The following is a 21,674-nucleotide window of genomic DNA, read 5'->3' on the forward strand; positions in this document are numbered from 1 at the left end:
ACCAGATGTCCGGCTGGGGCAACCGCTGGGAGTACAACACGGTGACCAACTACCGGGTCTACGGCATGGGATTCCGGCTCAAGGACGCGACGTTGGTGTCCCCATCGCTCGCGAGCAGCACCAACCTCGTCAAGGTCCGGTGCAATGTCACCGCCAACCCGGTCGGCGACCGGGCCAAGGCCCTCGGTGTCGGCGCGAGCATCGACGGCACGTGGATCGGCAACACCATGCCGAAGATCTGGCTGAGCAAGAACCTGCGGGTCTACTGGACCGCGCAGGGCAACACGTGGAACGGCTCCTCGGCGCTGCCCGGGGACTACCCGCCGCAGGACACCTCGATGTGCTGAGGCCGGGCGCTGCCGCCGCGGCGGACACCGAGGATGATTGACTGAGCGAGTGACGACTCCGCCGCTGCCGCCGGGACGCCTGCGCGTGGGCGTCGTGGGGGCGGGCAAGGTCGGTGCGGTCCTCGGTGCCGCCCTGGCGAACGCCGGACACCTGGTCGTTTCGGCGTGCGCCGTCAGCGAGGCCTCCCGCGCTCGCGCCGCGGCGTTGCTGCCGGATGCTCCGATCAGGACCGTCGACGAGGTCGTCGACGAAAGCGATCTGGTGCTGCTGGCGGTGCCCGATGACACCCTGTCCGGGCTGGTGCAGGGCTTGGCGACGACCGGGGTATGGCGGCTGGGTCAGCTTGCGCTGCATACCTCCGGCCGCAGCGGCCTCGCGCCGTTGGCTCCCGCGATCGCGCAGGGGGTCGGCGGGATGGCGATCCATCCGGCGATGAGTTTCACCGGCACGGCGATGGACGTCGAACGGCTCCGCGACTGCTGCTTCGGCGTGACCGCCCCTCCCGAACTGATCGCGCCCGCGTGTGCGCTGGTCGTGGAGATGGGCGGCGAGCCGCTCGTCATCGACGAGTTCGACCGCGTGCGCTATCACCTCGGGTTGGCGCACAGCGCCAACTACCTCGTCACCCTTGTCGCCCAGGCGGCGCAAGTGCTCCAGGGCGCCGGGGTCGAGGACACCGACCGGCTCCTGCGCCCGCTGTTGTCGGCAGCGCTGGACAACGCCCTGCGCCAAGGTGATTCGGCCCTCACCGGGCCGGTCGCCCGCGGCGATGCCGGTACCGTTGCCGAGCACCTCGAGGTGCTCGAACGCGAGACCGACGATGTGCGTGAGGTTTATCGCGTCCTTGCCGAGGCCACCGTCGCCCGCGCCCTGCGTGGCCGGCGACTCTCGGAGGCCGGGGCGCGCAGCATACGTGAGGCTCTCGACCGTCCGAAGGAGACACCGTGACCACCACAACGGAGCGCCGCGCTCCCGCCGTTGCGCGCACCCGCGATGAGCTGCGAGAGGCGCGCAAAGCGTTGACCGGCAAGGAGATTGCCGTCGTCATGACGATGGGCGCGCTGCACGACGGGCACGCAACCCTGGTGAAGCAGGCGCGCGCCGAGGCCGACCACGTCATCGTCACGATCTTCTTGAACCCGCTGCAGTTCGGGCCTCGGGAGGACCTGTCGCGCTACCCGCGGACCTTCGACTCCGACATGGAGATCTGCACCGAGATGGGTGCCGATCTCGTCTTCGCGCCGACGCCGGACGTCATCTATCAGGACGGCGACCCCGGCGTTCGCGTCTCCGCCGGACCGCTGGGAGACGTGCTCGAGGGCCAGTCGCGGCCCGGCCACTTCGACGGGATGCTCACCGTCGTCGCGAAGCTGATGCACCTGACCGGCGGCACCGCGTTCTTCTTCGGACAGAAGGATGCCCAGCAGTTGCTCCTCATCCGGCGGATGGTGCGCGACCTCGACTTCCCCGGCCGCGTCATCTCCGTCCCGACCGTCCGCGAGGACGACGGGCTCGCGATGTCCAGCCGCAACACCTACCTGACCGAGAGCGACCGTGAGGTCGCCCTGAGCCTGTCGAAGGCGCTCAAGGCGGGCGCGGCCGCGGCCCCCGAAGGGCCGTCGGCGATCCGGCGTGCCGCCCGGGCCGTGCTCGTCGCCGAGCCGCTCGTCCTCGTCGACTACCTGGTGCTCGTCCACCCGACGACGTTGAAGGATGTCCCGGAGTGGTATCGCGGGGAGGCATTGCTCGCGGTCGCGGGCAAGGTCGGCACCACGCGGCTGATCGACAATATGCCGGTGCTCGTCGGTCCCGGCGGTGGCGCCCTGTCGGTTTTCAGCAATCCCGACGACTTGGGCCCCGCAGAGGCGGCGGGCGGAGCAAGGTAGGACGATGCTGCGCAATATGTTGCACTGCAAGATTCATCGCGCGACGGTGACGCAGGCGGATCTGCACTATGTCGGGTCGCTGACGATCGATCGGGACCTGATGGATGCCGCTCACATGTTGCCCGGCCAGCAGGTCGACGTCGTCGATGTCGACAACGGGCACCGGCTGACGACCTATGCGATCGAAGGGGAGCGCGGCAGCGGCATCGTCTGCATCAACGGCGCGGCCGCCCGGCTCATCTCGCCGGGAGACCTCGTGATCATCATCGCGTACGCCCTGATGGACGAGGAGGAAGCGCGCACCTTCAAACCCCAGGTCGTCTTCGTCGACAAACGCAACCGGATCGTCGAGGTCGGCCACGACGGCGGCGACGTCCCCGACGGATACGGGCTCAAGACCTCCGCCGTGACAAAGCGGCGCCATGCCTGAACTCGCCACCTTGCCACCGGTCCGCATACCGCGCTATCTGCTCGCCGGCGCTCCCGGGTGGACGACTCGAGCCGACGTCATCGTCGTCGGTTCCGGCATCGCCGGTCTCACCTGCGCGCTGCGCCTGCGCGAGCAGGTCGATCGCGTTCTGCTGGTCACCAAGACCGTCCTGTCCGCCGGCTCGACCGCCTGGGCCCAGGGCGGAATCGCCGCGGCACTCGACCCGGAGGACTCCCCGCAGGAACACCTCGAGGACACGCTCGTTGCCGGCGTGGACCTGTGTGACGAGGCGGCAGTGCATGCGCTCGTCAACGAGGGACCCGAGCGCGTGCGCGAACTCGTCGCTCTCGGAGCGGAATTCGACCGCGCACCGGGCGGAGACATCCTGCTCACCCGCGAAGGCGGGCATCACCGGGACCGCATCGCACATGCCGGTGGAGACGCGACCGGTGCGGAGATCTCGCGCGCACTCATCGAGGCTCTGGAGCGGGTCAAGAACGACCCCGGCATCGAGGTCATCGAACACGCCCTGGTGGTCGACGTGCTCACCGACGGTGCCGACCGGGTGTGCGGCGCCACCCTGCACGTCATCGGCGAAGGCGAGCAGGACGGCATCGGTGCCGCGCACGCCAGGGCGGTCGTCCTCGCGACGGGCGGCCTGGGCCAGATCTATGCGTCGACGACGAATCCGTCGGTCGCCACCGGAGACGGTATGGCCGCCGCCCTCCGCGCCGGCGCCCGGCTCGCCGACCTGGAGTTCGTCCAGTTCCACCCGACGGTGATGTTCCTCGGCGAGGGGTCGACGGGACAGCAGCCCTTGATCTCCGAAGCGGTGCGCGGTGAGGGGGCCTTCCTCGTCGACGACTCCGGGACGCGATTCATGCAGGGTCAGCACCCGCAGGCCGATCTGGCGCCACGCGACGTCGTCGCGCGTGCCATCGTCGCCCGCATGCGTGAGACCGGGGCCGAACACGTGTGGCTCGACGCCCGCCATCTCGGAAAAGACTTCTTGGAGAAGCGTTTTCCCTCGATCGTCGCGCGGAGCCGCGAACTCGGCTACGACCCCGCGACCCAACTGATCCCGGTGGCGCCGGCCCAGCACTATGCCTCCGGTGGCGTCTGGACCGACCTCGACGGCCGCTCCACCCTGGACGGGCTGTATGCCTGCGGCGAGACGGCGTGCACCGGCGTCCACGGCGCCAACCGGCTGGCGTCCAACTCGCTGCTCGAGGGACTCGTCTTCGCCCACCGCATCGCGGAGGACATCACCGCCCGGATCCAGTCCGGTGAACTGGCCCAGGTCGAACCCCACGCTCCCGATGACGACACGAGTCTGTTGCCGGAGGAATGCCGACTGGACGTGCAGCGGGCGATGACGGCTGGATCCGGAGTCGTCCGCTCCGCCGAGTCGACCGCGCAGACGTATGCCGCGATCAGCGACCTGCTCGCCGCGACCGCGCCGGCGCAGCCGACCACGGCGGCCTGGGAGACGACGAACCTGGCGCATCTCGGCCTGGTGCTGACAGCGGCCGCCCACGCACGCCAGGAGACCCGCGGGGGCCACGAGCGGATCGACTACCCCGAGCGTGACGACATCAACTGGCTGGGTCACCTCCACCATGTGCACACGCCCGAATCGGTCACCATGACCTTTGTCCCGCAGGAGGATTCGCACCGATGAGCGACTTCGAGTTCCCCATGGACGATGCCCGGCGCGTGGTCCACGCGGCCCTGGTCGAAGACCTCGGCGGTGATGACGGGGTCGATGTGACGACCGAAGCCACCATTCCACGGGACGCCGTCACCACCGGCGAGATCGTCGCGCGCGCGCCCGGTGTGGTCGCCGGGCTCCCGGTCGCCCAACTCGTGGTCGACGAGACCGCGACGATCTCGGGCAGCGGAATGTGCGAGGTGAATATCCTTGTCCCAGAAGGAACTGTGGTGGCGCGCGGAGATGTTCTCGCTACCGTTTCCGGGCCGACGGCAACCATCCTGACGGCCGAACGAACCATCCTCAACATCCTCTCCCGCATCTCCGGCGTCGCGACCGCCACCCGGGACTGGGCCGACGCGCTCGAGGGCACGGGCGCCACCGTCCTGGACACGCGCAAGACGACACCCGGGATGCGCGCGCTGCAGAAATACGCCGTGCGCGCCGGCGGAGGCACCAACAAACGCCTGGGGCTCTTCGACGTCGCGATGATCAAGGACAACCACAAACTGGCGGCCGGCTCCATCACTGCCGCCTACGACCGCATTCGCGAACGCTTCCCGGACGTGCCGGTGCAGGTCGAGGTGACCACGGTCGAGGAGGGGCTCGAGGCCGTCGCCGCCGGCGCCCGGTTCATCATGTGCGACAACATGTCGCCCGAGTTGCTCGCCGAAACCATCGAGGCGTTGAGCGCGACCGGAGAGACGATCGAGGTGGAGGCGACCGGTGGCTTGACCCTGGAGCGCGCCGCCGAGTATGCCGCGACCGGTGTCGACTACCTCAGCGTGGGAGCGCTGACCCATTCGGCCGCCATCCTCGACATCGCGCTCGACCTGGCGGAGGGCCAGGACGTGTAGCGAAAAGCCACCGGCGGGACGGGGTCCCCGCGAAGCACCGGAGCGACGAAGGAGCGAGGACAGGTTGTGGGGTGGCCTAGCCCGGCCACCGGGCCGGAGCCATCGGCTGCTGCCAGGATTTTGAGGACTTGCCTTTCCCGAGCGACACCGGCAGAGTGACCAGGGTCACATTCTGATCGGAGGGGTAGTAAGTGAAACGACGAATCGCCACAACCATTTTCGGGCTCGCTCTCGGCGTCGCCGGGACGCAAGTCGGTGCCCACGCGGAGGCGCCGCAGGATAGGGGGACGACCGTCGTCGCCTCCGGACTGAACAACCCGCGGATGATCTCGGTGGGCAGCGATGGCGCCCTCTATGTCGCGGAGGCCGGCGTCGGAGGTTCCGGACCGTGCATCACCGGCGCTGAGGGTGAGGCGTGCTACGGCCGCACCGGTGCCGTCACCAAGATCGCCGGCGGCAAACAGACCCGTGTCCTGAGCGGCCTGCCCTCCCTTGCCGGTCCCGGCGGCTTCAGCGCATCCGGACCTGCGGGCATCGCGGTCAGCGGATCCACCTACACCCTCAGCTATGGCCTCGGTGCCATGCCGTCGGCGCGCAACGACCTGCCGGGCATGGGCCGGCTGCTGGGCACCACCGTGCGCGGCAGTTTCGGGTCGAGGGCCACGACGATCGGCGATATCGCCGCCTGGGAGGGTGTGAAGGACTTCGACGGTGCCGGGCCGGACAGCAACCCGGGGGGCTTGGCCCTCAGCGGCCGGACCGCCGTGGTCACCGACGCGGGGGCGAACGCGGTCGTCCGCGTGACGCCCCGGGGCAAGATGTCGCTGCTCGCGGTCCTGCCGTCCCGGCTGGTGCCGTTCGGCGGTGGCCAGATCCCGATGCAGTCCGTGCCCACCGCGGTGGCGGTCGGTCCAGACGGCGCCTTCTACGTCTCCGAACTGACGGGCTTCCCGTTCCCGGCGAAGGCCGCGCGGATCTACCGGGTCGTCCCCGGCCAGCGGGCGACGATCTACGCCAGCGGCTTGACCAATGTCACCGGCCTGACCTGGTCTCGTGGGCGGCTGTATGCCGTGCAGTTTGCCGACGATGGCCTGCTCGCCGTTCCCGAGGGCGAGTTGCCGATGGGTTCCCTCGTCGAAGTGCGACGGGACGGCAACCACCGGGTCGTCGCGTCCGGTCTCACCGCCCCCTATTCGGTGGCCGTGCGGGGCACCGACGCCTATGTCACGACGTGCGGGCTCTGTGCGGGGCTGGGCGGCGTGAGCAAGGTGCCGCTCGGCGGCTGAGCCGGGCTGTCGGTCGCGCGGCATACGGTTTGCGGTATGCCGCGCGGCCAGCCCGACGTCCTCCACCCGTTGCCCGTGCGGCGGGTGCGGATGGCGAGCGACGCCGAGCCGGTCCGGGACACCTGGCCGGCCAGCATCCCGGCGGTTCGGCAGGTCCTGGACCGGGGATTGGACCTGGGGAAGCTGACGATCCTCGTCGGCGAGAACGGCAGCGGCAAGTCCACACTGATCGAGGCCATTGCGATGGCCTACGGCCTTCCCGGAGAGGGCGGCTCGACCGGTGCGATGCACAAGACGTATGCCAGTGAATCGCCTCTGCATGACTGGCTGACCCTCGAGCGGGGCGCCGGGGCGAGCAAGTGGGGCTACTTCCTCCGGGCCGAGACCACCCACGGACTCTTCACCTATCTGCACAACAACCCCGGCCCCGTCGATCCCGAGTTCCACGCTCTCAGCCACGGCGAGTCCTTCCTGGCGATGCTCGGCACGCGCCGCTTCCGCGGCGACGGCTTCTTCGTCATGGACGAACCCGAAGCCGGCCTGAGCTTCTCCGCGCAACTCGCCCTCGTCGGCACCCTCAAGGCCCTGACGAGCGATCCCGGGTCGCAAGTGCTCATCGCCACCCACTCCCCGGTGCTGGCCAGCATCCCCGGCGCGCACATTCTGCAATTGGACGAGAACGGCCTACGGCCGAGCGCGTGGGCCGAGCTGGAGTCGGTGATCAACTACACCAGCTTCCTCAAGGAGCCGCGCCGCTACCTGCGTCACGTGGTGGACTAGCCCACACCAACGTCTTCGCGCTGCGCTGCGCCGAAACCCGGTGGGGCCGCCGCGCCGGCCCACGTAAGCTTGTGCGTCGTGACCGACGATCCCACCGTGCCCGAGGCCGAACTGTCCGAGCAGATGCGGATCCGGCGCGCCAAGCGGGATCGGCTGCTGGCCGAAGGCCGCGCACCGTTCGCGGTGCACGTGCCGCGCACCCACTCCCTGCAGCAGGTCCGCGACCAATGGGGTCAGCTGGAGACCGGCGAGGAGACCGAGGACGTCGTCGGCGTTGCCGGGCGCGTGGTTTTCATCCGCAACACCGGCAAGCTCGCCTTCGCCACGCTGCAGGAGGGCATCGGCACCCGCCTCCAGGTCATGCTCAGCCTCGCGGAGGTGGGCGAGGAGGCGCTCGCTGCCTGGAAGGCCGATGTCGATCTCGGGGACTATGTCTTCGTCGAGGGCCGGGTCATCTCCTCCAAGCGAGGTGAGCTGTCGGTGCTCGCCAAGCGTTGGGAGATGGCGAGCAAGGCCCTGCGGCCCCTCCCGGTCCTGCACAAGGACCTCGCCGAGGAGACCCGGGTGCGGCAGCGCTACGCCGACCTGATCGTGCGCCAGGAAGCCCGCGACATGGTCCGGACCAAGGCGACGACCCTCAAGGCGATCCGGGAGGTCCTCGACGGCCAGGGCTTCGTCGAGGTCGAGACCCCCATCATCCAGCTCGTCCACGGGGGCGCGGCCGCTCGCCCGTTCACGACCCACATGAACGCCTTCGATCAGGAGATGGTGCTGCGCATCGCGCTGGAACTCAACCTCAAGAAGGCCGTGGTCGGTGGGGTGGACCGCGTCTACGAGATGGGGCGGATCTTCCGCAACGAAGGTGTCGACGCGACCCATTCGCCGGAGTTCACCATGCTCGAGGTCTATCAGGCCTGGGGCGACCAGACCACGATCGGGCAGGTCATGAAGGACCTCTACCTCGGCGTTGCCGATGCCCTCGGCTCACGGCAGATCGACACGCCCGCGGGCACGGTCGACCTCGACGGGGAGTGGCACTGGCTGCCGGTGTACGACGCCGTGTCGGACGCGGTCCGCGAGACGGTGACCATCGACACCCCCGTCGAGAAGCTGCGCGAATGGGCCGTGAAGTTCGACGTCGACCACGACCCCGGCCTCGAGAAGGACAAGCTGTTCCTCGAACTGCTCTCCGAACTCGTCGAGCCGCACCTGGTGCAGCCGACCTTCCTCTGCGACTACCCCGCCATCGCCCAGCCGCTCGCGCGGCCGCACCGCAGCCGCGCCGGCCACATCGAGGCCTGGGACCTGATCATCGCCGGCGTCGAACGCGGGACCGGCTTCTCCGAACTCGTCGATCCGGTCATCCAGCGTGCGGTCCTGACCGACCAGTCGTTGCGTGCTGCCGGCGGCGACCCCGAAGCGATGCAACTCGACGAGGACTTCCTGCGGGCCCTCGAATACGGCGCGCCACCGATGGGTGGCCTGGGGCTGGGTATCGACCGGATGGTCATGCTCTTTACCGGCGCCAACATCCGCGAGACCATTCTCTTCCCCCATCTGAAGCCGGAGGCGCACTGATGGACCGCTTGGGACTGTATGCTGCGGCGCTGCTGCCGTCGATCGGTGTCGGTTATCTGTTCTACATCATCATTCGCAATCTCCTCGAGGGTGACCGCAATGAGCGGATCGCCCTGGCCCGCATCGACAAGGAGCGAGAACGGGATACCGGTCAGGCGTCACCGGCCGCGGACGCCGGCCGGACAACCCGCGGTGACGGGACTTCTTCGGTTTAGCAATTTCACGCCCGCGGGGCGAACCCGGGCGCCGGCTGTTGAAATATGCACCGAAACCTGGCAGCCGTGTGCGCACCCCGCATTAAGTGTGTAGGCTGGGTGCTGCCCCGATTGGGTATCACACGTTCAATGCCTAGGAGAATGAAATGGCGCAACGCGTCCAGGTTATGCTCATCGACGACGTTGACCAGACGGAAGCCAGCGAAACGGTGTCCTTCGGTCTCGACGGCGTGACCTACGAGATCGACCTCAGTGAAGGCAATGCGGGCAAACTCCGCGACGACCTGGCCCGCTGGATCGGCCACGCCCGCCGCACCGGTGGCCGCAAGGCCGCCGGCACGCGCGCCGTGGGCAAGGCGGATTTGGCCAAGGTTCGCGAATGGGCGCGGGAGAACGGGCACCAGGTCAGTGACCGCGGTCGCATCTCCGCCGTCGTCCAGGAGGCCTATCAGAAGGCCCACGGCTGACCTGGTTTCGTCAACCGGCCACTCTGCGGAGCAACGGAGCCAACCGATCGCCGTAGCGGGCCACCGTCGCCAGAGCGTCATCGAACAGGACTTGTTCGATGACGCTCTGTCCGTCAGCGGCGGCCTCGACCTCAGCCCACGTGCGCGGCATGGCGACGAAGGGGGCTTCGGTCCCCCGTAACGAGTAGGGCGCGATGGTCGTTTTCGCCGCCACATTCTGGCTCCAGTCCAAAAGGACCTTGCCCGGCCGCAACGCTTTGGTCATCTTCCACACGATGAGGTCAGGGAATCGCTGGGTGAGTTCTTGCGCCAGGTGCGAGACCAGGTTGCGCACCTCGTCAGAGGTCAAGTCGCCGCCGAGCGCGGCATACAGTTGCATTCCCTTGCTCCCCGAGGACACCGGGAATAGTTCCATCCCGAGCTCGCCGAGCCTTTCGCGCACGTGTAGCGCGACGACACAACACTCGATCAAGCCGGCGGGCTTGCCAGGATCGAGATCGATGACCAGCCGGTCCGGATTCAACCGGCCTCCACCACCGGAAACCCGCCATTGCGGGACGTGGAACTCCAGTGAGTTGAGGTTGACCAAATAGGTCAGGCCGGCCAAATCATGAACCACGGGGTAGGTGATCGTGTCGATCGTCGCCCGATCCAGCCAACTCGGCGCCCCCGACGGCAGGTTCTTCTCGAAGAAGTTCTGCCCCCCCACCCCGTGCGGCCACCGCACCCGCGTCAGCGCGCGTCGACCAAGGTGCGGCAACATCACCGGAGCGACCTGGACGTAATAGTTGAGGATCTCGCCTTTGGTCGTCTCGGTGGCCGGATACATGATCTTGTCCAGGCTCGACAGCTTCAAGGCGCGGCCGGCCACCTCGACGCGAGTCACGTCGGGATCGCCGGCCACCATGGGTTCATTCAACAGCCTCGGCCCGACGGCTTGCGCCGGCAGTTCTGCCAGACTTGACGGCATGCGAGCGATCTGGAAGGGCGCGGTTTCCTTCGGCCTGGTCAACGTGCCGGTCCGGCTGTATGCCGCGACCGAGAACCACGACGTGCAGTTCCGGCAGGTGCACCGCACCGACGGTGGGCGGATCAAGTACAAGCGGATCTGCTCCATCGACGGTGAGGAGGTCGCCTACGACGACATCGCCAAGGGCTACGAGACCGAGGACGGCGACATGGTCATCCTCACCGACGAGGACTTCGCCGACCTGCCGACGCGCAGCTCCAAGGAGATCGCCGTCGAGAAGTTCGTCCCCGCCGACCAGATCGACCCGATGCTGCTCGACAAGTGCTACTACCTCGAGCCTGACAAGGCCTCGGCGAAACCCTATGTGCTGCTGCGCGATGCGCTCGAGAGCGAGAAGCGCATGGCAGTGGTCACCGTCTCGATCCGCACCCGCATGACGATGGCCGTTCTGCGGGTCAAGGACGGCGTCATCGTCATGCAGACGATGCTGTGGCCGGACGAGGTCCGCAACCCCGACTTCGCCTCGCTCGGCGACGAGCAGGAGGCCAGTGAGAAGGAACTGGCCATGGCCCACCTGCTCGTCGAACAACTGGCCGGCGACTACGACGCGAGCGAATACGAGGACGACTACGCGATCGCCCTGGACGCCCTCGTCAAGGCCAAGGTCGAGGGCGGCGAGATCCAGGACATCCCCAAGCCCGCGGAGGAGAGCGGCGAGGTCGTCGACCTGCTCGCGGCGCTCGCCAAGTCGGTCGAGAAGGCCAAGGCGGCCCGCGGCGAGGCTCCGGTGGAGGAGCAGCCGGCGGCCAAGAAGGCGGCCAGCAAGACCACGACCAAGGCCGCCGGCAAGAAGAAGGCCGGCTGAGTGCCGGAAGGTCATACGTTGCACCGGCTCGCCGGTGCCCTCGACCATGCCTTCGCCGGCCGCCCGGCCGTCGTCACCAGCCCGCAGGGCCGGTTCGCCGACGGCGCGGCACTGCTGACCGGGCACGCTGTGGAGGCCGCGGAGGCGTTCGGCAAGCACCTCTTCGTGCGTTTCGCCGACGCGCCCGTGCTCAATGTCCACCTGGGCCTGATCGGGTCCTTCGACGTGCTGCCGTATGCCGGTGGCCCGCCCCCGCCCGTCGGTGCCGTCCGCGTGCGGATGGTCGGTGAGCAGACATATGCCGATCTGCGCGGGGCCACGCTCGTGCAGCTCGTCGGGCCGGAGCAGGTCGAGGAGACCATCGCCCGGCTCGGGCCGGACCCGCTCCGGGTCGGGACGCCCGGCAACGACCCGGAACGCTCGCTGGCCCGGCTGGCGCGCACGTCGCGTCCGGTCGCGGAGTGCCTGATGGACCAATCGATCATTGCCGGCGTCGGCAACGTCTATCGGGCGGAGGTGCTCTTCCGGCACCGCATCGACCCCTTCGTGCCCGGCAACAAACTGAAGCCGAAGTCCTGGCTGGCCATGTGGGAGGACCTGGTCGCGCTGCTGCCGTACGGTGTGGCCTTCGGGCAGATCATCACCCTCGACGAACAGCTGGCCGAGGCCCGGGAACTGCTCGACGGGCGCGACCCCGCGGCATACGACCCGAGCTGGGGCGGGGTGATGCCGGGCGAACGCGGCGACGTCGTGCGCGGCGGCGACGCCTCCCCCTTCGAGCGGGAGTACTACGTCTACAAACGCGACGGACTGCCGTGCCGGGTGTGCGGATCCCGGGTGCGCACGCGCGTCCTCGCCGGGCGCAACCTGTTCTGGTGCGGCCGCTGTCAGCGACGGCATTGAGGGCTGTCGGGCGCACCCGGTAGTTTCGCGAGCATGCGTTACGCCTTCGTCGTCCCGTATGCCGACGAGCCCGAGTTCGTCGAACTGGCCGTGCTGGGGGAGCAGCATGGGTGGGACATGGTCTTCACGTGGGAGGCGGTGTATCGCTGTGACGCGTGGGCGACCCTCGCCGCCGCCGCGATGCGCACGGAGCGCATCCGGCTCGGCACGCTCATCACTCCGGCGTCGCGCTATCGGCCGTGGGATCTGACGCAGCGGGTGGCGAGTGTCGACCGGCTGTCCGGTGGGCGTGTCACGCTCGGTGTCGGGCTGGGGGCGCTGAACCAGAACTGGCTGGCTTTCGAGCCCGACGAGCCACGCAAGCAGCGCGCCGAGAAGCTCGACGAGTGCCTGGACATCTATGCGGGTTTGCTTGGGGGAGAGTCTTTTTCGTATGACGGGCGGCATTGGTCGGTGCGGCCGGTCACCGAGCTGGCGCCACCGCCGCCCGCTCAGCGGCCCCACCCGCCCGTCTGGTGCGTGGGCGCGCTGGTGCCCGGACGCACCCGGCAGCCGTCCTTGGAGCGAGCGGCGCGGTGGCAGGGGATCTTTCCCTCCGTCGCGGCGGGACAGGACGGCAACTCCGGTCTGACGCCGGATTCCTTCGGCGAGATCGTCGAGCGACTCAAGATGCTCCGCGAGCAGGCCGGCTTGCCCTGGGAGGGCTATGACGTCGTGGTGGAGGGTGATTCGCACGGCGACTTCGGCGGCGTGCATGGCGACACCGAACCGTGGGAACGCGCCGGAGCCACGTGGTGGGTGGAGTCCTGGTGGGACATTCCCGAGGGAGCCGAAGGCGTCGCCGAGGTCGCCCGGCGCGTGGCCGTCGGCCCTCCGCGCGCGGCGGCGGCGTTCTAGTCGCGCAGGAAGTGGGGGAGCAGTTCGATCGCGCTGGTGCGCAGCACGGTGAGGGCCTCGTCGTCGCCCGAGAGGTGGCGCAGCAGGGAGCGCTCGAACACGCCGTCCAGCATCGCGTAGGCGGTCGGTGAGTCGACGATCAGCTCGCCGTCGGACAGCTCGGCATAGCGCGTCAGCACCCGCCAGATCATGTCCTCCAAGGTGGCGTCGATCATCAACACGTCGGGCCGCAGCACATCCTCGAACATCGCCTGGGTGCGCAGGTCATACCAGAGACGATGCATCGGCCCGTCGTCGACCAGCGTCTCGCACAGCTTGTCGGCGAACCGCTCCGCCAGTTCGGCCGCGGTCGTCGACGTGGCGATCACCTCGTCATACCGGGTCACACACTGGGCCTTGTAATAGCGCACGCAGTAGGTGATCAGCTCGGTCTTGTCGGTGAAGTAGTAGTGGACGACGCCGTGACTGAAGTCGGAGTTGGCCGCGATGTCACGCAGGCTCGTGCGGGCATAACCCAGTTCGCCGAGAGTCTTGAGTGCGGACTCAGCCAGCTGATCACGGCGCTCGGCAGACTTGCGATCACGTGGCCGCGCAGTCCCCGATGCGGCGGTCATACCAGCGAGTTTACCGGCGGAAACCCCTGTCCGTCCTGCTAAGACAGCTGCCAAGAACCGGAGCCCGACTGTGGCGGTCACCACACTTTCTGACGCTAGCGCCGGGGTTACTCCGCGCGGATCTGGTCGGGGGCGATACGCGAGTTCGTGGCGACGACGGTCAGCCCGGCGATGGCCAGGGAGCACGCGACCGCGATGCCGGCGAGGGTCGCGGTCTGGCGAACGGGCACCGGAGCGGGTGTCTCGTCGCCGACCAGGTCGAGATAGGTCGCGCCCGCCAGAAGTACGCAGGCGATCGCCAGGAGGCAGCCGAGCACCGTCGGGAGGGCGGCTTCGAGCCACTGGGCCCGTCGCAGGATGCCCGGCGAGGAGCCGATGACCTGCAGGGCCACCACCTCGCGCCGGCGGGCGAGCGCTCGGTCGATCGCGGCGATCGCGAAGGTCAACAACCCGATCCCGAGAATGACCGCGGCGAGCGTCCAGACGATGGTCCGAAGACCGGCGACGAAGTCGTAGGTCGCGAGGTCGGGCCAGGTCAGACCCGTGAAGCCGGCGGCGTCGAGCTGGTCGACCAACTCACGTCCCGGGCCCGCTCGAACTCCGGCGTGCCACGCGGCGTCCTCGAGAACCGGGGCCAGGCCCGGCAGGTCCGGAGGCAGCAGCACACTGACCTCCTGCAACGGGGCCGAGTGAGGTCGTGGACGGCGAGTCGTTGCCGGCCTTCGCGGCCGGTCGCGGAGCGGCGCTGCTGCAGCAGCTCGCGCATCCGCACCAGGTGTAGCGCCCGTTGGTCGGCGAGCACCCGGTCGGCGTCCCGGCCCGACAACAAAGCGATGGTGACCCGTGCGTGGAGGGAGCTGGCGGCATACTCCTGTGGCGGCTGGGGCGTCAGCACCCACTCATCGACCCGGGTGACCCCGTCGGCGGTGATCCGATAGAGGCGCCGCTCCGGCCCGGCGCCCGGCTCGACCTCGGCGAGCTCGGCGAGCCCGTCCCGCTCGAGGCGACCCAACGTGGCATACACCGCCCGAAGGCGAGGGGACGACGCAGGGCGAAATACGCGTCATACCGCTGCTTGAGCGTGTAGCCGTGCTGCGCCTCCGGCTCCAACAGGGCCAGGAGGGTGTTCGCCGTCGACATGCGAGCGACTATGCATCGAGTGTGTACGCCGAGGGATCATCGGCGCGCCGCGTGTGCGCTGAGAGCGAACGCGAGCGACCGGCATGCGGACCGGTGGAACAAGACGGCCCGGCTACGCAGTTGTCATCTTCAGTTGCGTACCCGAAACGACTGCCTGTTGCCCAGGGTGCGCGGATACCATCAAGCTGACTCGATCAGCAGGGAGTGCATTTATGTTCGAACGGTTCACCGACCGGGCCCGACGCGTCGTGGTGCTCGCGCAGGAAGAAGCGCGCATGCTCAACCACAACTACATCGGCACGGAGCACATCCTGCTCGGCCTCATTCACGAGGGCGACGGGGTGGCCAGCAAGGCCCTGGAGAGCCTGGGCATCGAGCTGGAGAACGTCCGCGAGCAGGTGCAGGAGATCATCGGCACGGGCCAGCAGGCACCGTCCGGGCACATCCCCTTCACCCCGCGCGCGAAGAAGGTTCTCGAGCTGAGCCTGCGCGAAGCCCTCCAGCTGGGCCACAACTACATCGGCACCGAGCACATCCTGCTCGGGCTGATCCGCGAGGGGGAGGGCGTCGCGGCGCAGGTCCTCGTCAAGCTCGGTGCCGACCTGAACAAGGTGCGCCAGCAGGTCATCCAGCTCATCAGCGGCTACCAGGGCAAGGAGTCCCAGGCCGCCGGGGTGGGCCCCGCCAGTCAGCAGCAGGAGGGCACGCCGGCCGGCTCCCTCGTGCTCGATCAGTTCGGCCGCAACCTCACCCAGGCGGCGCGCGAATCCAAGCTCGACCCGGTCATCGGGCGCGAGAAGGAGATCGAGCGCGTCATGCAGGTGCTCTCGCGGCGCACCAAGAACAACCCGGTGCTGATCGGCGAGCCCGGCGTCGGCAAGACCGCCGTCGTCGAGGGACTGGCCCAGGACATCGTGCGCGGCGACGTGCCCGAGACGCTCAAGGACAAGCAGCTCTACACCCTCGACCTCGGCTCGCTCGTGGCCGGCTCGCGCTACCGCGGCGACTTCGAGGAGCGGCTGAAGAAGGTCCTCAAGGAGATCCGCACCCGCGGCGACATCATCCTGTTCATCGACGAGATCCACACGCTCGTCGGGGCCGGTGCCGCCGAGGGTGCCATCGACGCCGCCTCGATCCTCAAGCCCATGCTCGCCCGCGGCGAGTTGCAGACGATCGGCGCGACCACGCTGGACGAGTACCGCAAGTACATCGAGAAGGACTCGGCGCTGGAGCGCCGCTTCCAACCGATCCAGGTGGCCGAGCCGACGCTGGCGCATGCCATCGAGATCCTTAAGGGCTTGCGCGACCGCTACGAGGCGCACCACCGGGTGACGATCACCGACTCCGCGCTGGTGTCCGCCGCGACGCTCGCCGATCGCTATGTCAACGACCGGTTCCTGCCGGACAAGGCCATCGACCTGATCGACGAGGCCGGGGCACGCTTGCGCATCCGCCGGATGACCGCACCGCCGGACCTGCGCGAGTTCGACGAGAAGATCGCCTCGGTGCGCCGCGAGAAGGAATCGGCCATCGACGGGCAGGACTTCGAGAAGGCCGCCCGCCTGCGCGACGACGAGAAGAAGTTGCTCTCCGAGAAGGCCCACCGCGAGTCGGAGTGGAAGGCCGGCGACCTCGACGTCGTCGCCGAGGTCGACGAGGAACTGATCGCCGAGGTGCTCGCTGCGTCGACCGGCATCCCGGTCTTCAAGCTGACCGAGGAGGAGTCCTCACGGCTGCTCAACATGGAAGGCGAACTGCACAAGCGGATCGTCGGCATGAACGAGGCCATCAAGGCGCTCTCGCAGGCCATCCGGCGCACGCGTGCCGGGCTGAAGGACCCGCGCCGCCCCGGCGGCTCGTTCATCTTCGCCGGGCCCACGGGTGTCGGCAAGACCGAGCTCGCCAAGGCGCTCGCCGAGTTCCTCTTCGGTGACGAGGACGCGCTCATCCAGCTTGACATGTCGGAGTTCTCCGAGAAGCACACCGTCTCGCGGCTCTTCGGCTCCCCGCCCGGCTATGTCGGCTACGAAGAGGGCGGCCAGCTCACCGAGAAGGTGCGCCGCCGGCCGTTCTCCGTCGTCCTCTTCGACGAGGTCGAGAAGGCCCACCCCGAGATCTTCAACTCGCTGTTGCAGGTCCTCGAGGACGGCCGCCTGACCGACTCGCAGGGCCGGATGGTCGACTTCAAGAACACCGTCATCATCATGACGACCAACCTCGGCACCCGTGACATCGCCAAGGGCGTCTCGCTCGGCTTCTCCGCCGGGCCGGACTCGCGCAGCGACTACGAGCGGATGAAGAACAAGGTCCAGGACGAGCTGAAGAACCACTTCCGTCCGGAGTTCTTGAACCGTGTCGACGAGATCGTCGTCTTCCCGCAGTTGACGCAGGAGGAGATCGTCCAGATCGTCGACCTCGAGATCGCCAAGCTCGACAAGCGGCTCAAGGACAAGGACATGGGCATCGAGCTCACGCCCGCGGCCAAGAACCTGCTGGCCAAGAAGGGCTACGACCCGGTCCTCGGTGCCCGCCCGCTGCGCCGGACCATCCAGCGCGAGATCGAGGACGTGCTGTCCGAGAAGATCCTCTACGGCGAGTTGAAGGCCGGCGAGATCGTCGCGGTCGACGCCGACGGCGAGGGCAAGTCGGCGACCTTCTCCTTCGCCGGCACCCCCCACGCCCAGGCGATCGAGATCCCCTTGGTGATCGCCGACGCCGAGTAACCGGCGCCGCACAACCGCCCAGCGAACCGTATGCCGCGCCCCCACCCGGGGGGCGCGGCATACTGCTGTCTGCCCGTCCTCCCGCCCTCCCCTCGTCGAGTGAACACCGAAATCACGTCGAGTGAACACGGAAACTTCATCGAGTGGGACGCCACAGCCCTTGGCAGCTGAGGCGGTTCCGCCGCCGGAGGTTCTCTCGAAGGGTCTCGGCGGCCTCCGGGGAATAGGGCATCGGCTCGGCGCCGACGAGATCGAGGCGCCTCGCGGGGAACTCCAAACCATCGGCGAGTTCCATCAGGGCGGTATCACGGGCGGACTTGTCCCAGAGCTGTTGTGACCTGACCTCGTGAAAGGTCCACCGGTCGGCGGAGCCACGACGCATACGCTCCCCGTCTGCGGCCGCTGCTTCGGGAGTGTCGTGGAACTCCACCCCCTGACACTCGAGCGCAATGCGCTTGGCCAGCCACGACAGGTCCGGCCGGAAGAGGAACCGTCCTCCAGGGGCATAGCGGTTCCGGTTGAGGTCCGCCTGCGGCAGGCGGGCGCGCTGACAGCACAGCCGCCACTGGGTCTCCAACATCGACTCAGACCCCTTCCGCATCCACACCAAGGCGGGCAAGAGAGTGCGCTTACCGCGCGGCCGGTTTCGCGATTCGACGAGGGCGCGCAACTCCGCCTTTGTGCAGCCGCGATTGAGCGCCTGGTCGCCTGATCCGATGATGTCCTCGAAAAAATACGGCAGACCGGGACCCACCAACTCACCCAAGTCGACCCAGGTGTGCGCCGGCGCGACGACGGGCAGATCGTGGAGGATGCTGACATCACGGCTCTCCAAACCCCGGTGCCCGACGAAGCCCGTGGTCCGGATCTGCCCATCCGGAGTCCTCGTCATGACATGAACGTCCCCGCTCACCTGCGCCACCCAGGGCACGGGCCAGCCCAGAATGCGCGCGGCCGTGCAGTGGGAGAAGGCGAAAGGCATGCTGATCGACGCCGCGATCTGTTGAAGGATGCCCAGATCATCCGGTGGCGGGGGCGAAAAGCCGGGCTTGGTCAGGGGCGAGTCGGTTATCTCAAGGTCGCTCATGCCCCCGAATGCTGCGCGTCATCACAGAATCCGGCCACCGCAAATCGCCCCTCCTGTGGACAACTTGTTCACTCGAGGCGTTATCGGTGTTCACTCGACGGAGGGGCCGGGGCGGGGGCGGGTGCTCACGGGTCCGTATGCTGGGGTGGTGGCGGGGACGCTGCTGATCGCGCGGAACCCCGAGCCGGACTCGACGTTGCCCTATCTGCTTCGTATCCCGCTCGGGGACGGGATCGTGCTGCGGGCGCGGGAGACGTGGCCACGGACGGCGAAAGTGTATTGCCACCGGCACGGAGCGCCGTGGCCGGACGATGCGGAGGTCTTGGAGGAGTTGCCCCTGACCTCATGTGTGCCCCGGGGTGCGGCGATCGACATCGTCGTCGCTCGCGCCCGGGAGAGCCGCTCGCAGTTCGTGATCACGCGGGCCCGGGGCCGAGATGATCTTCTGGCAGTCACCGAGGACTTCGAAGACGCCACGGCCAACGTGTCGTTGCCGACGAGCAGGGCGGCCGGAATCGTCGATATCGCGATCATCGTCGACACCCGCGAGCGCTAGTCCTGGAAGTTCACCCACCAGCAGGCCACGACCACGAAGCGGGCACTGCCGCTGGGCGACTACGCCATCGAGGTCAACGGGCACATCGTCGCCGCCGTCGAACGCAAGACGCTCGACGACCTCGCGGGCAGCCTCAGCAGCGGCACGCTGCGGGGTCTGTTGTCGAACTGGTGTCGCTCCCGCATGCCGCCGTCGTCGTCGAGGATCGCTACTCGTCGATCTTCAAACTCACGCACATCCGCCCGGCCATGGTGGCCGACATGCTCGCCGAACTGCAGGTGCAATTTGCCACCGTGCCAATCGTTTTCGCCGAGAACCGGGCGCTGGCACAGGAGTGGACCTATCGCTTCCTCGGTGCTGCCGCCGACGAAAGCCGGAGCCGGGAGGCCCGCCAGGGCGGCGGATCCGGTGTCGAGCTCGTCAGCATTGTCCAGCACCGGACGGTGACGATCCAGCGCACGTGATCAGCACGTGGTGGAGATGTCGCTGAGGCCGTCGGCCGGCTCGGTGGTCGTCTCGGTGCCGGTCGAGGTGGTGGGATCTCCGGTGGGCTCGGCGGACCCCGGCGACGTGGTGCTGGACGCCGTGGTCGAGGAGGTGACGGGGTTGTCCGAGGTCGCGTCGGCGATGAGCTCGCGGATCGCGGGGTAATCGGGGTTGCCCACGTCGACGAGCTTGTTGGTCAGCGGGAGACTGCGCAGCGTGCCCTTGCCCTGCACCAGCTCGATGAGAGGCACCCAGGCCTGCAGCTGCGATTGGGGGATGTCGACACTCACGTGGGTCTTGAGGACTTCGGCGAGTGCCGGATAGCGCAGGAGCATCGTGCTCGGGCTGACCTGTTTGATCAGGGCGCCCATGACGCAGCGTTGCCGGCGCATCCGGGAGAAGTCGTCGGTGGTCGCGCGCGAACGGGCGTACCACAGGGCGTGGTAGCCGTCGAGATGCTGCGGACCGGTCTCGATCCAGCCCGTCGTCCCGACGACGGTGCCGTCGGAGAGGGCCTTGCAGCCGATGCAGACCCGCTCCTTGACGTTGATGTCGACCCCGCCCATCGCGTTGACCAGGTCGGCGAATCCGGCCAGGTCGATGACGGCGGTGTTGTCGATCTTCAGGCCGAGGATCTCGCCGATCACCTCGCGAATGGTGCGCAGGCCCGGGTTCGTCTCGCCGGGGAAGAGGTCGGCGTGGTCGCCGGCGAGGGTCCAGATGCCGTTGAGGAGGCATTCGTCGCCGCAGTTGTAGCCGTCGGGATAGAGCGTCGAGAGCGGGTTGCTCTTGGGGATCGGCGCATTCTCCAGGTTGCGGGGGACGCCGATCAGGACCGTATCGCCGGTGCGGGTGTTGATGCTGGCGACCATCATCGAGTCGGTGCGCACCCCGACCCGGTCGGTGCCGGCGTCGGAGCCGAGAAGCAGCACGTTGACCCGGGGGATGTCGGCCCACGGGTTGTCCGCGCCCGGGTCGGGCGTGCCGGTGCCGCCGGCCCCGGGGCTGCCGTCCTCGCTGCCGAAGACCTCGGCGACGAGCGAGCGCTGCACCCCGAGGGTGCGCACCGCATACGCCGTCGGTCCCGCCACCGCGAGGCAGCACAAGAAGGCGACGATCGAGCTGGCGAGCCGTTCGTCGCGCGTCATGCCGCGCGGGCGCGCAAGGATCGAGGTCAAGACGATCGACCCCATCCACACGAGCGCTCCGAGCAGGACCGCACAGATGAGCACGAGCATGGTCTGCCGGGACACGCCGACCTGCAGCGCGGACCCGACGACGCCGTCGCGCAGCACCTTGTAGACCAAGGCGGCCAGCACGAGCCCGGCGATCAGGAGCAGGAGCCGCCCCAGGTTGCGCGCTCGGGTGCGCAGCAGGCCGGCGCCGGGGATCAGGGTGCCGAGGATGGTCAGGCCCGCGGTATGCCGCAGCGCGCCCGCCGGCCGGGTCGGTGCGGGGCGGCTCGGTGTCGCCGGCAAGCGGGCCCCCTCGGGACGTGGGTGGACGGCCGCCGTCTGCGGCCGTCATAGGTCAGACGCCCCAGACCGGCATCCGGTTGACGGGGAGACGACGTAGAGGTGAACCTCTGCAGGTCACCGCGGGAGATGGTAGCCGGATCGGCTGTGCTCGAGTAACCCCTCTCGGGCCAGCGCTCCCACGAGTCGCCGCACGCGTTCCGGGTCGGGGTCCAACGCCTCGATCAGGGCCGGCTCGAGCGGGTGGTCGGCCGCGCGCAGCAGCGCCAGGATCCGGCCGCGCAGCTGCCGGTCCGTGCCCTCGTAACCCTGACCGCCGCGGGCCGGTCCGTCGTATGCCGGGTTGCCGGCCTGGTGCCATGCGCACAGCGCGGCGACGGGGCAGTCGGAGCAGCGCGGG

The 21,674-nt window shown here is 68.5% G+C and carries 22 protein-coding genes and 3 pseudogenes; 18 read left to right on the top strand and 7 right to left on the bottom strand.

The features are described 5' to 3' along the window. The 11 genes from BN11_RS01575 to BN11_RS01625 form a co-directional block, all read left to right on the top strand. A partial coding sequence (locus BN11_RS01575; RefSeq protein WP_162213138.1) for a hypothetical protein occupies nt 1-347 on the top strand: 347 nt, incomplete at its 5' end. Nucleotides 348-384: 37 nt separating this feature from the next. After that, nucleotides 385-1,296, top strand: a complete 912-nt coding sequence (locus BN11_RS01580) for a Rossmann-like and DUF2520 domain-containing protein (protein ID WP_235435323.1) — start codon at nt 385-387, stop codon at nt 1,294-1,296. Continuing rightward, complete coding sequence (gene panC / locus BN11_RS01585) at nt 1,293-2,234, top strand: pantoate--beta-alanine ligase (RefSeq protein WP_048693586.1); 942 nt, start codon at nt 1,293-1,295, stop codon at nt 2,232-2,234. The genes BN11_RS01580 and panC overlap by 4 nt, the downstream gene beginning before the upstream one ends. Nucleotides 2,235-2,238: 4 nt before the next feature. Further along, on the top strand, nt 2,239-2,664 hold the full coding sequence (gene panD / locus BN11_RS01590) for an aspartate 1-decarboxylase (RefSeq protein ID WP_048693588.1): 426 nt from the start codon (nt 2,239-2,241) through the stop codon (nt 2,662-2,664). Beyond that, nucleotides 2,657-4,345, top strand: a complete 1,689-nt coding sequence (locus BN11_RS01595) for an L-aspartate oxidase (protein WP_048693590.1) — start codon at nt 2,657-2,659, stop codon at nt 4,343-4,345. Before panD ends, BN11_RS01595 begins: the two co-directional genes overlap by 8 nt. Then, entirely contained in the window at nt 4,342-5,232 is an 891-nt protein-coding gene (gene nadC / locus BN11_RS01600) for a carboxylating nicotinate-nucleotide diphosphorylase (protein ID WP_048693593.1), read from the top strand. The genes BN11_RS01595 and nadC overlap by 4 nt, the downstream gene beginning before the upstream one ends. 191 nt (nt 5,233-5,423) lie before the next feature. Next, entirely contained in the window at nt 5,424-6,518 is a 1,095-nt protein-coding gene (locus BN11_RS01605; protein ID WP_048693594.1) for a ScyD/ScyE family protein, read from the top strand. Nucleotides 6,519-6,554: 36 nt separating this feature from the next. Further along, the gene (locus tag BN11_RS01610) at nt 6,555-7,298 is read left to right on the top strand and encodes an AAA family ATPase (protein WP_048693597.1); all 744 of its coding nucleotides are present in this window, start codon (nt 6,555-6,557) and stop codon (nt 7,296-7,298) included. 123 nt (nt 7,299-7,421) lie between these two features. Continuing rightward, nucleotides 7,422-8,876: a lysine--tRNA ligase gene (lysS, locus tag BN11_RS01615; protein ID WP_083433942.1), complete on the top strand. Its 1,455-nt coding sequence runs from the start codon at nt 7,422-7,424 to the stop codon at nt 8,874-8,876. Next, entirely contained in the window at nt 8,876-9,091 is a 216-nt protein-coding gene (locus BN11_RS01620) for a hypothetical protein (RefSeq protein ID WP_048693602.1), read from the top strand. The genes lysS and BN11_RS01620 overlap by 1 nt, the downstream gene beginning before the upstream one ends. A gap of 146 nt (nt 9,092-9,237) precedes the next feature. Beyond that, nucleotides 9,238-9,558 (top strand): histone-like nucleoid-structuring protein Lsr2, encoded by a 321-nt coding sequence (locus BN11_RS01625; RefSeq protein ID WP_048693605.1) that lies wholly within the window; start codon nt 9,238-9,240, stop codon nt 9,556-9,558. A 10-nt stretch (nt 9,559-9,568) separates the two neighbouring features. Here the strand turns inward: BN11_RS01625 and ligD are convergent, their stop codons facing one another. Further along, on the bottom strand, nt 9,569-10,465 hold the full coding sequence (gene ligD, locus BN11_RS01630; protein ID WP_048693608.1) for a non-homologous end-joining DNA ligase: 897 nt from the start codon (nt 10,463-10,465) through the stop codon (nt 9,569-9,571). Nucleotides 10,466-10,526: 61 nt separating this feature from the next. On the opposite strand from ligD, the gene ku reads away from it, so the two are divergent. From ku to BN11_RS01645, 3 genes are read left to right on the top strand one after another with little or no spacing between them, the layout of a single operon-like run. Further along, nucleotides 10,527-11,393 (top strand): non-homologous end joining protein Ku, encoded by an 867-nt coding sequence (ku, locus tag BN11_RS01635; RefSeq protein ID WP_048693611.1) that lies wholly within the window; start codon nt 10,527-10,529, stop codon nt 11,391-11,393. Next, complete coding sequence (locus tag BN11_RS01640; protein WP_048693616.1) at nt 11,394-12,296, top strand: Fpg/Nei family DNA glycosylase; 903 nt, start codon at nt 11,394-11,396, stop codon at nt 12,294-12,296. It abuts the gene before it with no gap. A gap of 33 nt (nt 12,297-12,329) precedes the next feature. Then, nucleotides 12,330-13,193, top strand: a complete 864-nt coding sequence (locus BN11_RS01645) for an LLM class flavin-dependent oxidoreductase (protein ID WP_048693618.1) — start codon at nt 12,330-12,332, stop codon at nt 13,191-13,193. Here the strand turns inward: BN11_RS01645 and BN11_RS01650 are convergent. The 3 genes and pseudogenes from BN11_RS01650 to BN11_RS25985 form a co-directional block, all read right to left on the bottom strand. Further along, nucleotides 13,190-13,807 (bottom strand): TetR/AcrR family transcriptional regulator, encoded by a 618-nt coding sequence (locus tag BN11_RS01650; protein ID WP_048693621.1) that lies wholly within the window; start codon nt 13,805-13,807, stop codon nt 13,190-13,192. The genes BN11_RS01645 and BN11_RS01650 overlap by 4 nt on opposite strands. 107 nt (nt 13,808-13,914) lie before the next feature. After that, the gene (locus BN11_RS24945; RefSeq protein ID WP_235435324.1) at nt 13,915-14,472 is read right to left on the bottom strand and encodes an FtsX-like permease family protein; all 558 of its coding nucleotides are present in this window, start codon (nt 14,470-14,472) and stop codon (nt 13,915-13,917) included. Between the two features lie 254 nt (nt 14,473-14,726). Continuing rightward, a pseudogene (locus BN11_RS25985) lies at nt 14,727-14,831 on the bottom strand (PadR family transcriptional regulator); the annotation flags it as partial. Nucleotides 14,832-15,159: 328 nt separating this feature from the next. Between BN11_RS25985 and BN11_RS01665 the strand changes: the two are divergent. Then, complete coding sequence (locus BN11_RS01665; protein ID WP_048693625.1) at nt 15,160-17,670, top strand: ATP-dependent Clp protease ATP-binding subunit; 2,511 nt, start codon at nt 15,160-15,162, stop codon at nt 17,668-17,670. 136 nt (nt 17,671-17,806) lie between these two features. Here BN11_RS01665 and BN11_RS01670 read toward each other — a convergent pair whose 3' ends face one another. Beyond that, nucleotides 17,807-18,757 carry a hypothetical protein gene (locus BN11_RS01670; RefSeq protein ID WP_048693627.1) on the bottom strand — a complete coding sequence of 317 codons (951 nt, stop codon included), beginning with the start codon at nt 18,755-18,757 and terminating at the stop codon, nt 17,807-17,809. A gap of 148 nt (nt 18,758-18,905) precedes the next feature. Here BN11_RS01670 and BN11_RS24570 point away from each other — a divergent pair, with 148 nt between their 5' ends. The 3 genes and pseudogenes from BN11_RS24570 to BN11_RS24575 all read left to right on the top strand — a co-directional run bounded on the left by BN11_RS24570 (nt 18,906) and on the right by BN11_RS24575 (nt 19,777). After that, nucleotides 18,906-19,313, top strand: coding sequence for a hypothetical protein (locus tag BN11_RS24570; RefSeq protein WP_201329193.1), 408 nt, complete (start codon nt 18,906-18,908; stop codon nt 19,311-19,313). A 66-nt stretch (nt 19,314-19,379) separates the two neighbouring features. Beyond that, a pseudogene (locus BN11_RS25745) lies at nt 19,380-19,430 on the top strand (hypothetical protein); the annotation flags it as partial. A 53-nt stretch (nt 19,431-19,483) separates the two neighbouring features. After that, nucleotides 19,484-19,777 carry an ERCC4 domain-containing protein gene (locus tag BN11_RS24575; protein WP_053083965.1) on the top strand — a complete coding sequence of 98 codons (294 nt, stop codon included), beginning with the start codon at nt 19,484-19,486 and terminating at the stop codon, nt 19,775-19,777. Here the strand turns inward: BN11_RS24575 and BN11_RS01680 are convergent, their stop codons facing one another. Together BN11_RS01680 and BN11_RS23340 are read right to left on the bottom strand one after the other, a co-directional pair. Beyond that, the gene (locus tag BN11_RS01680; protein WP_048693629.1) at nt 19,778-21,277 is read right to left on the bottom strand and encodes an LCP family protein; all 1,500 of its coding nucleotides are present in this window, start codon (nt 21,275-21,277) and stop codon (nt 19,778-19,780) included. A 114-nt stretch (nt 21,278-21,391) separates the two neighbouring features. Next, nucleotides 21,392-21,674 (bottom strand): annotated as a pseudogene (locus BN11_RS23340) (A/G-specific adenine glycosylase); the annotation flags it as partial.

This window comes from Nostocoides australiense Ben110, assembly GCF_001050535.1.
Taxonomy (GTDB): Bacteria; Actinomycetota; Actinomycetes; order Actinomycetales; family Dermatophilaceae; genus Nostocoides_A; species Nostocoides_A australiense.

Bases quoted from the DNA above. Each gene is read 5' to 3' on its own strand.
- lysS (WP_083433942.1), top strand. From the start codon at position 7,422: ATGCGGATCCGGCGCGCCAAGCGGGATCGGCTGCTGGCCGAAGGCCGC.
- BN11_RS01650 (WP_048693621.1), bottom strand. From the start codon at position 13,807: ATGACCGCCGCATCGGGGACTGCGCGGCCACGTGATCGCAAGTCTGCC.
- BN11_RS01665 (WP_048693625.1), top strand. From the start codon at position 15,160: ATGTTCGAACGGTTCACCGACCGGGCCCGACGCGTCGTGGTGCTCGCG.
- BN11_RS01645 (WP_048693618.1), top strand. From the start codon at position 12,330: ATGCGTTACGCCTTCGTCGTCCCGTATGCCGACGAGCCCGAGTTCGTC.
- BN11_RS01620 (WP_048693602.1), top strand. From the start codon at position 8,876: ATGGACCGCTTGGGACTGTATGCTGCGGCGCTGCTGCCGTCGATCGGT.
- BN11_RS01625 (WP_048693605.1), top strand. From the start codon at position 9,238: ATGGCGCAACGCGTCCAGGTTATGCTCATCGACGACGTTGACCAGACG.
- ligD (WP_048693608.1), bottom strand. From the start codon at position 10,465: ATGGTGGCCGGCGATCCCGACGTGACTCGCGTCGAGGTGGCCGGCCGC.
- BN11_RS01610 (WP_048693597.1), top strand. From the start codon at position 6,555: ATGCCGCGCGGCCAGCCCGACGTCCTCCACCCGTTGCCCGTGCGGCGG.
- ku (WP_048693611.1), top strand. From the start codon at position 10,527: ATGCGAGCGATCTGGAAGGGCGCGGTTTCCTTCGGCCTGGTCAACGTG.
- panD (WP_048693588.1), top strand. From the start codon at position 2,239: ATGCTGCGCAATATGTTGCACTGCAAGATTCATCGCGCGACGGTGACG.
- nadC (WP_048693593.1), top strand. From the start codon at position 4,342: ATGAGCGACTTCGAGTTCCCCATGGACGATGCCCGGCGCGTGGTCCAC.
- BN11_RS01670 (WP_048693627.1), bottom strand. From the start codon at position 18,757: ATGAGCGACCTTGAGATAACCGACTCGCCCCTGACCAAGCCCGGCTTT.
- BN11_RS01595 (WP_048693590.1), top strand. From the start codon at position 2,657: ATGCCTGAACTCGCCACCTTGCCACCGGTCCGCATACCGCGCTATCTG.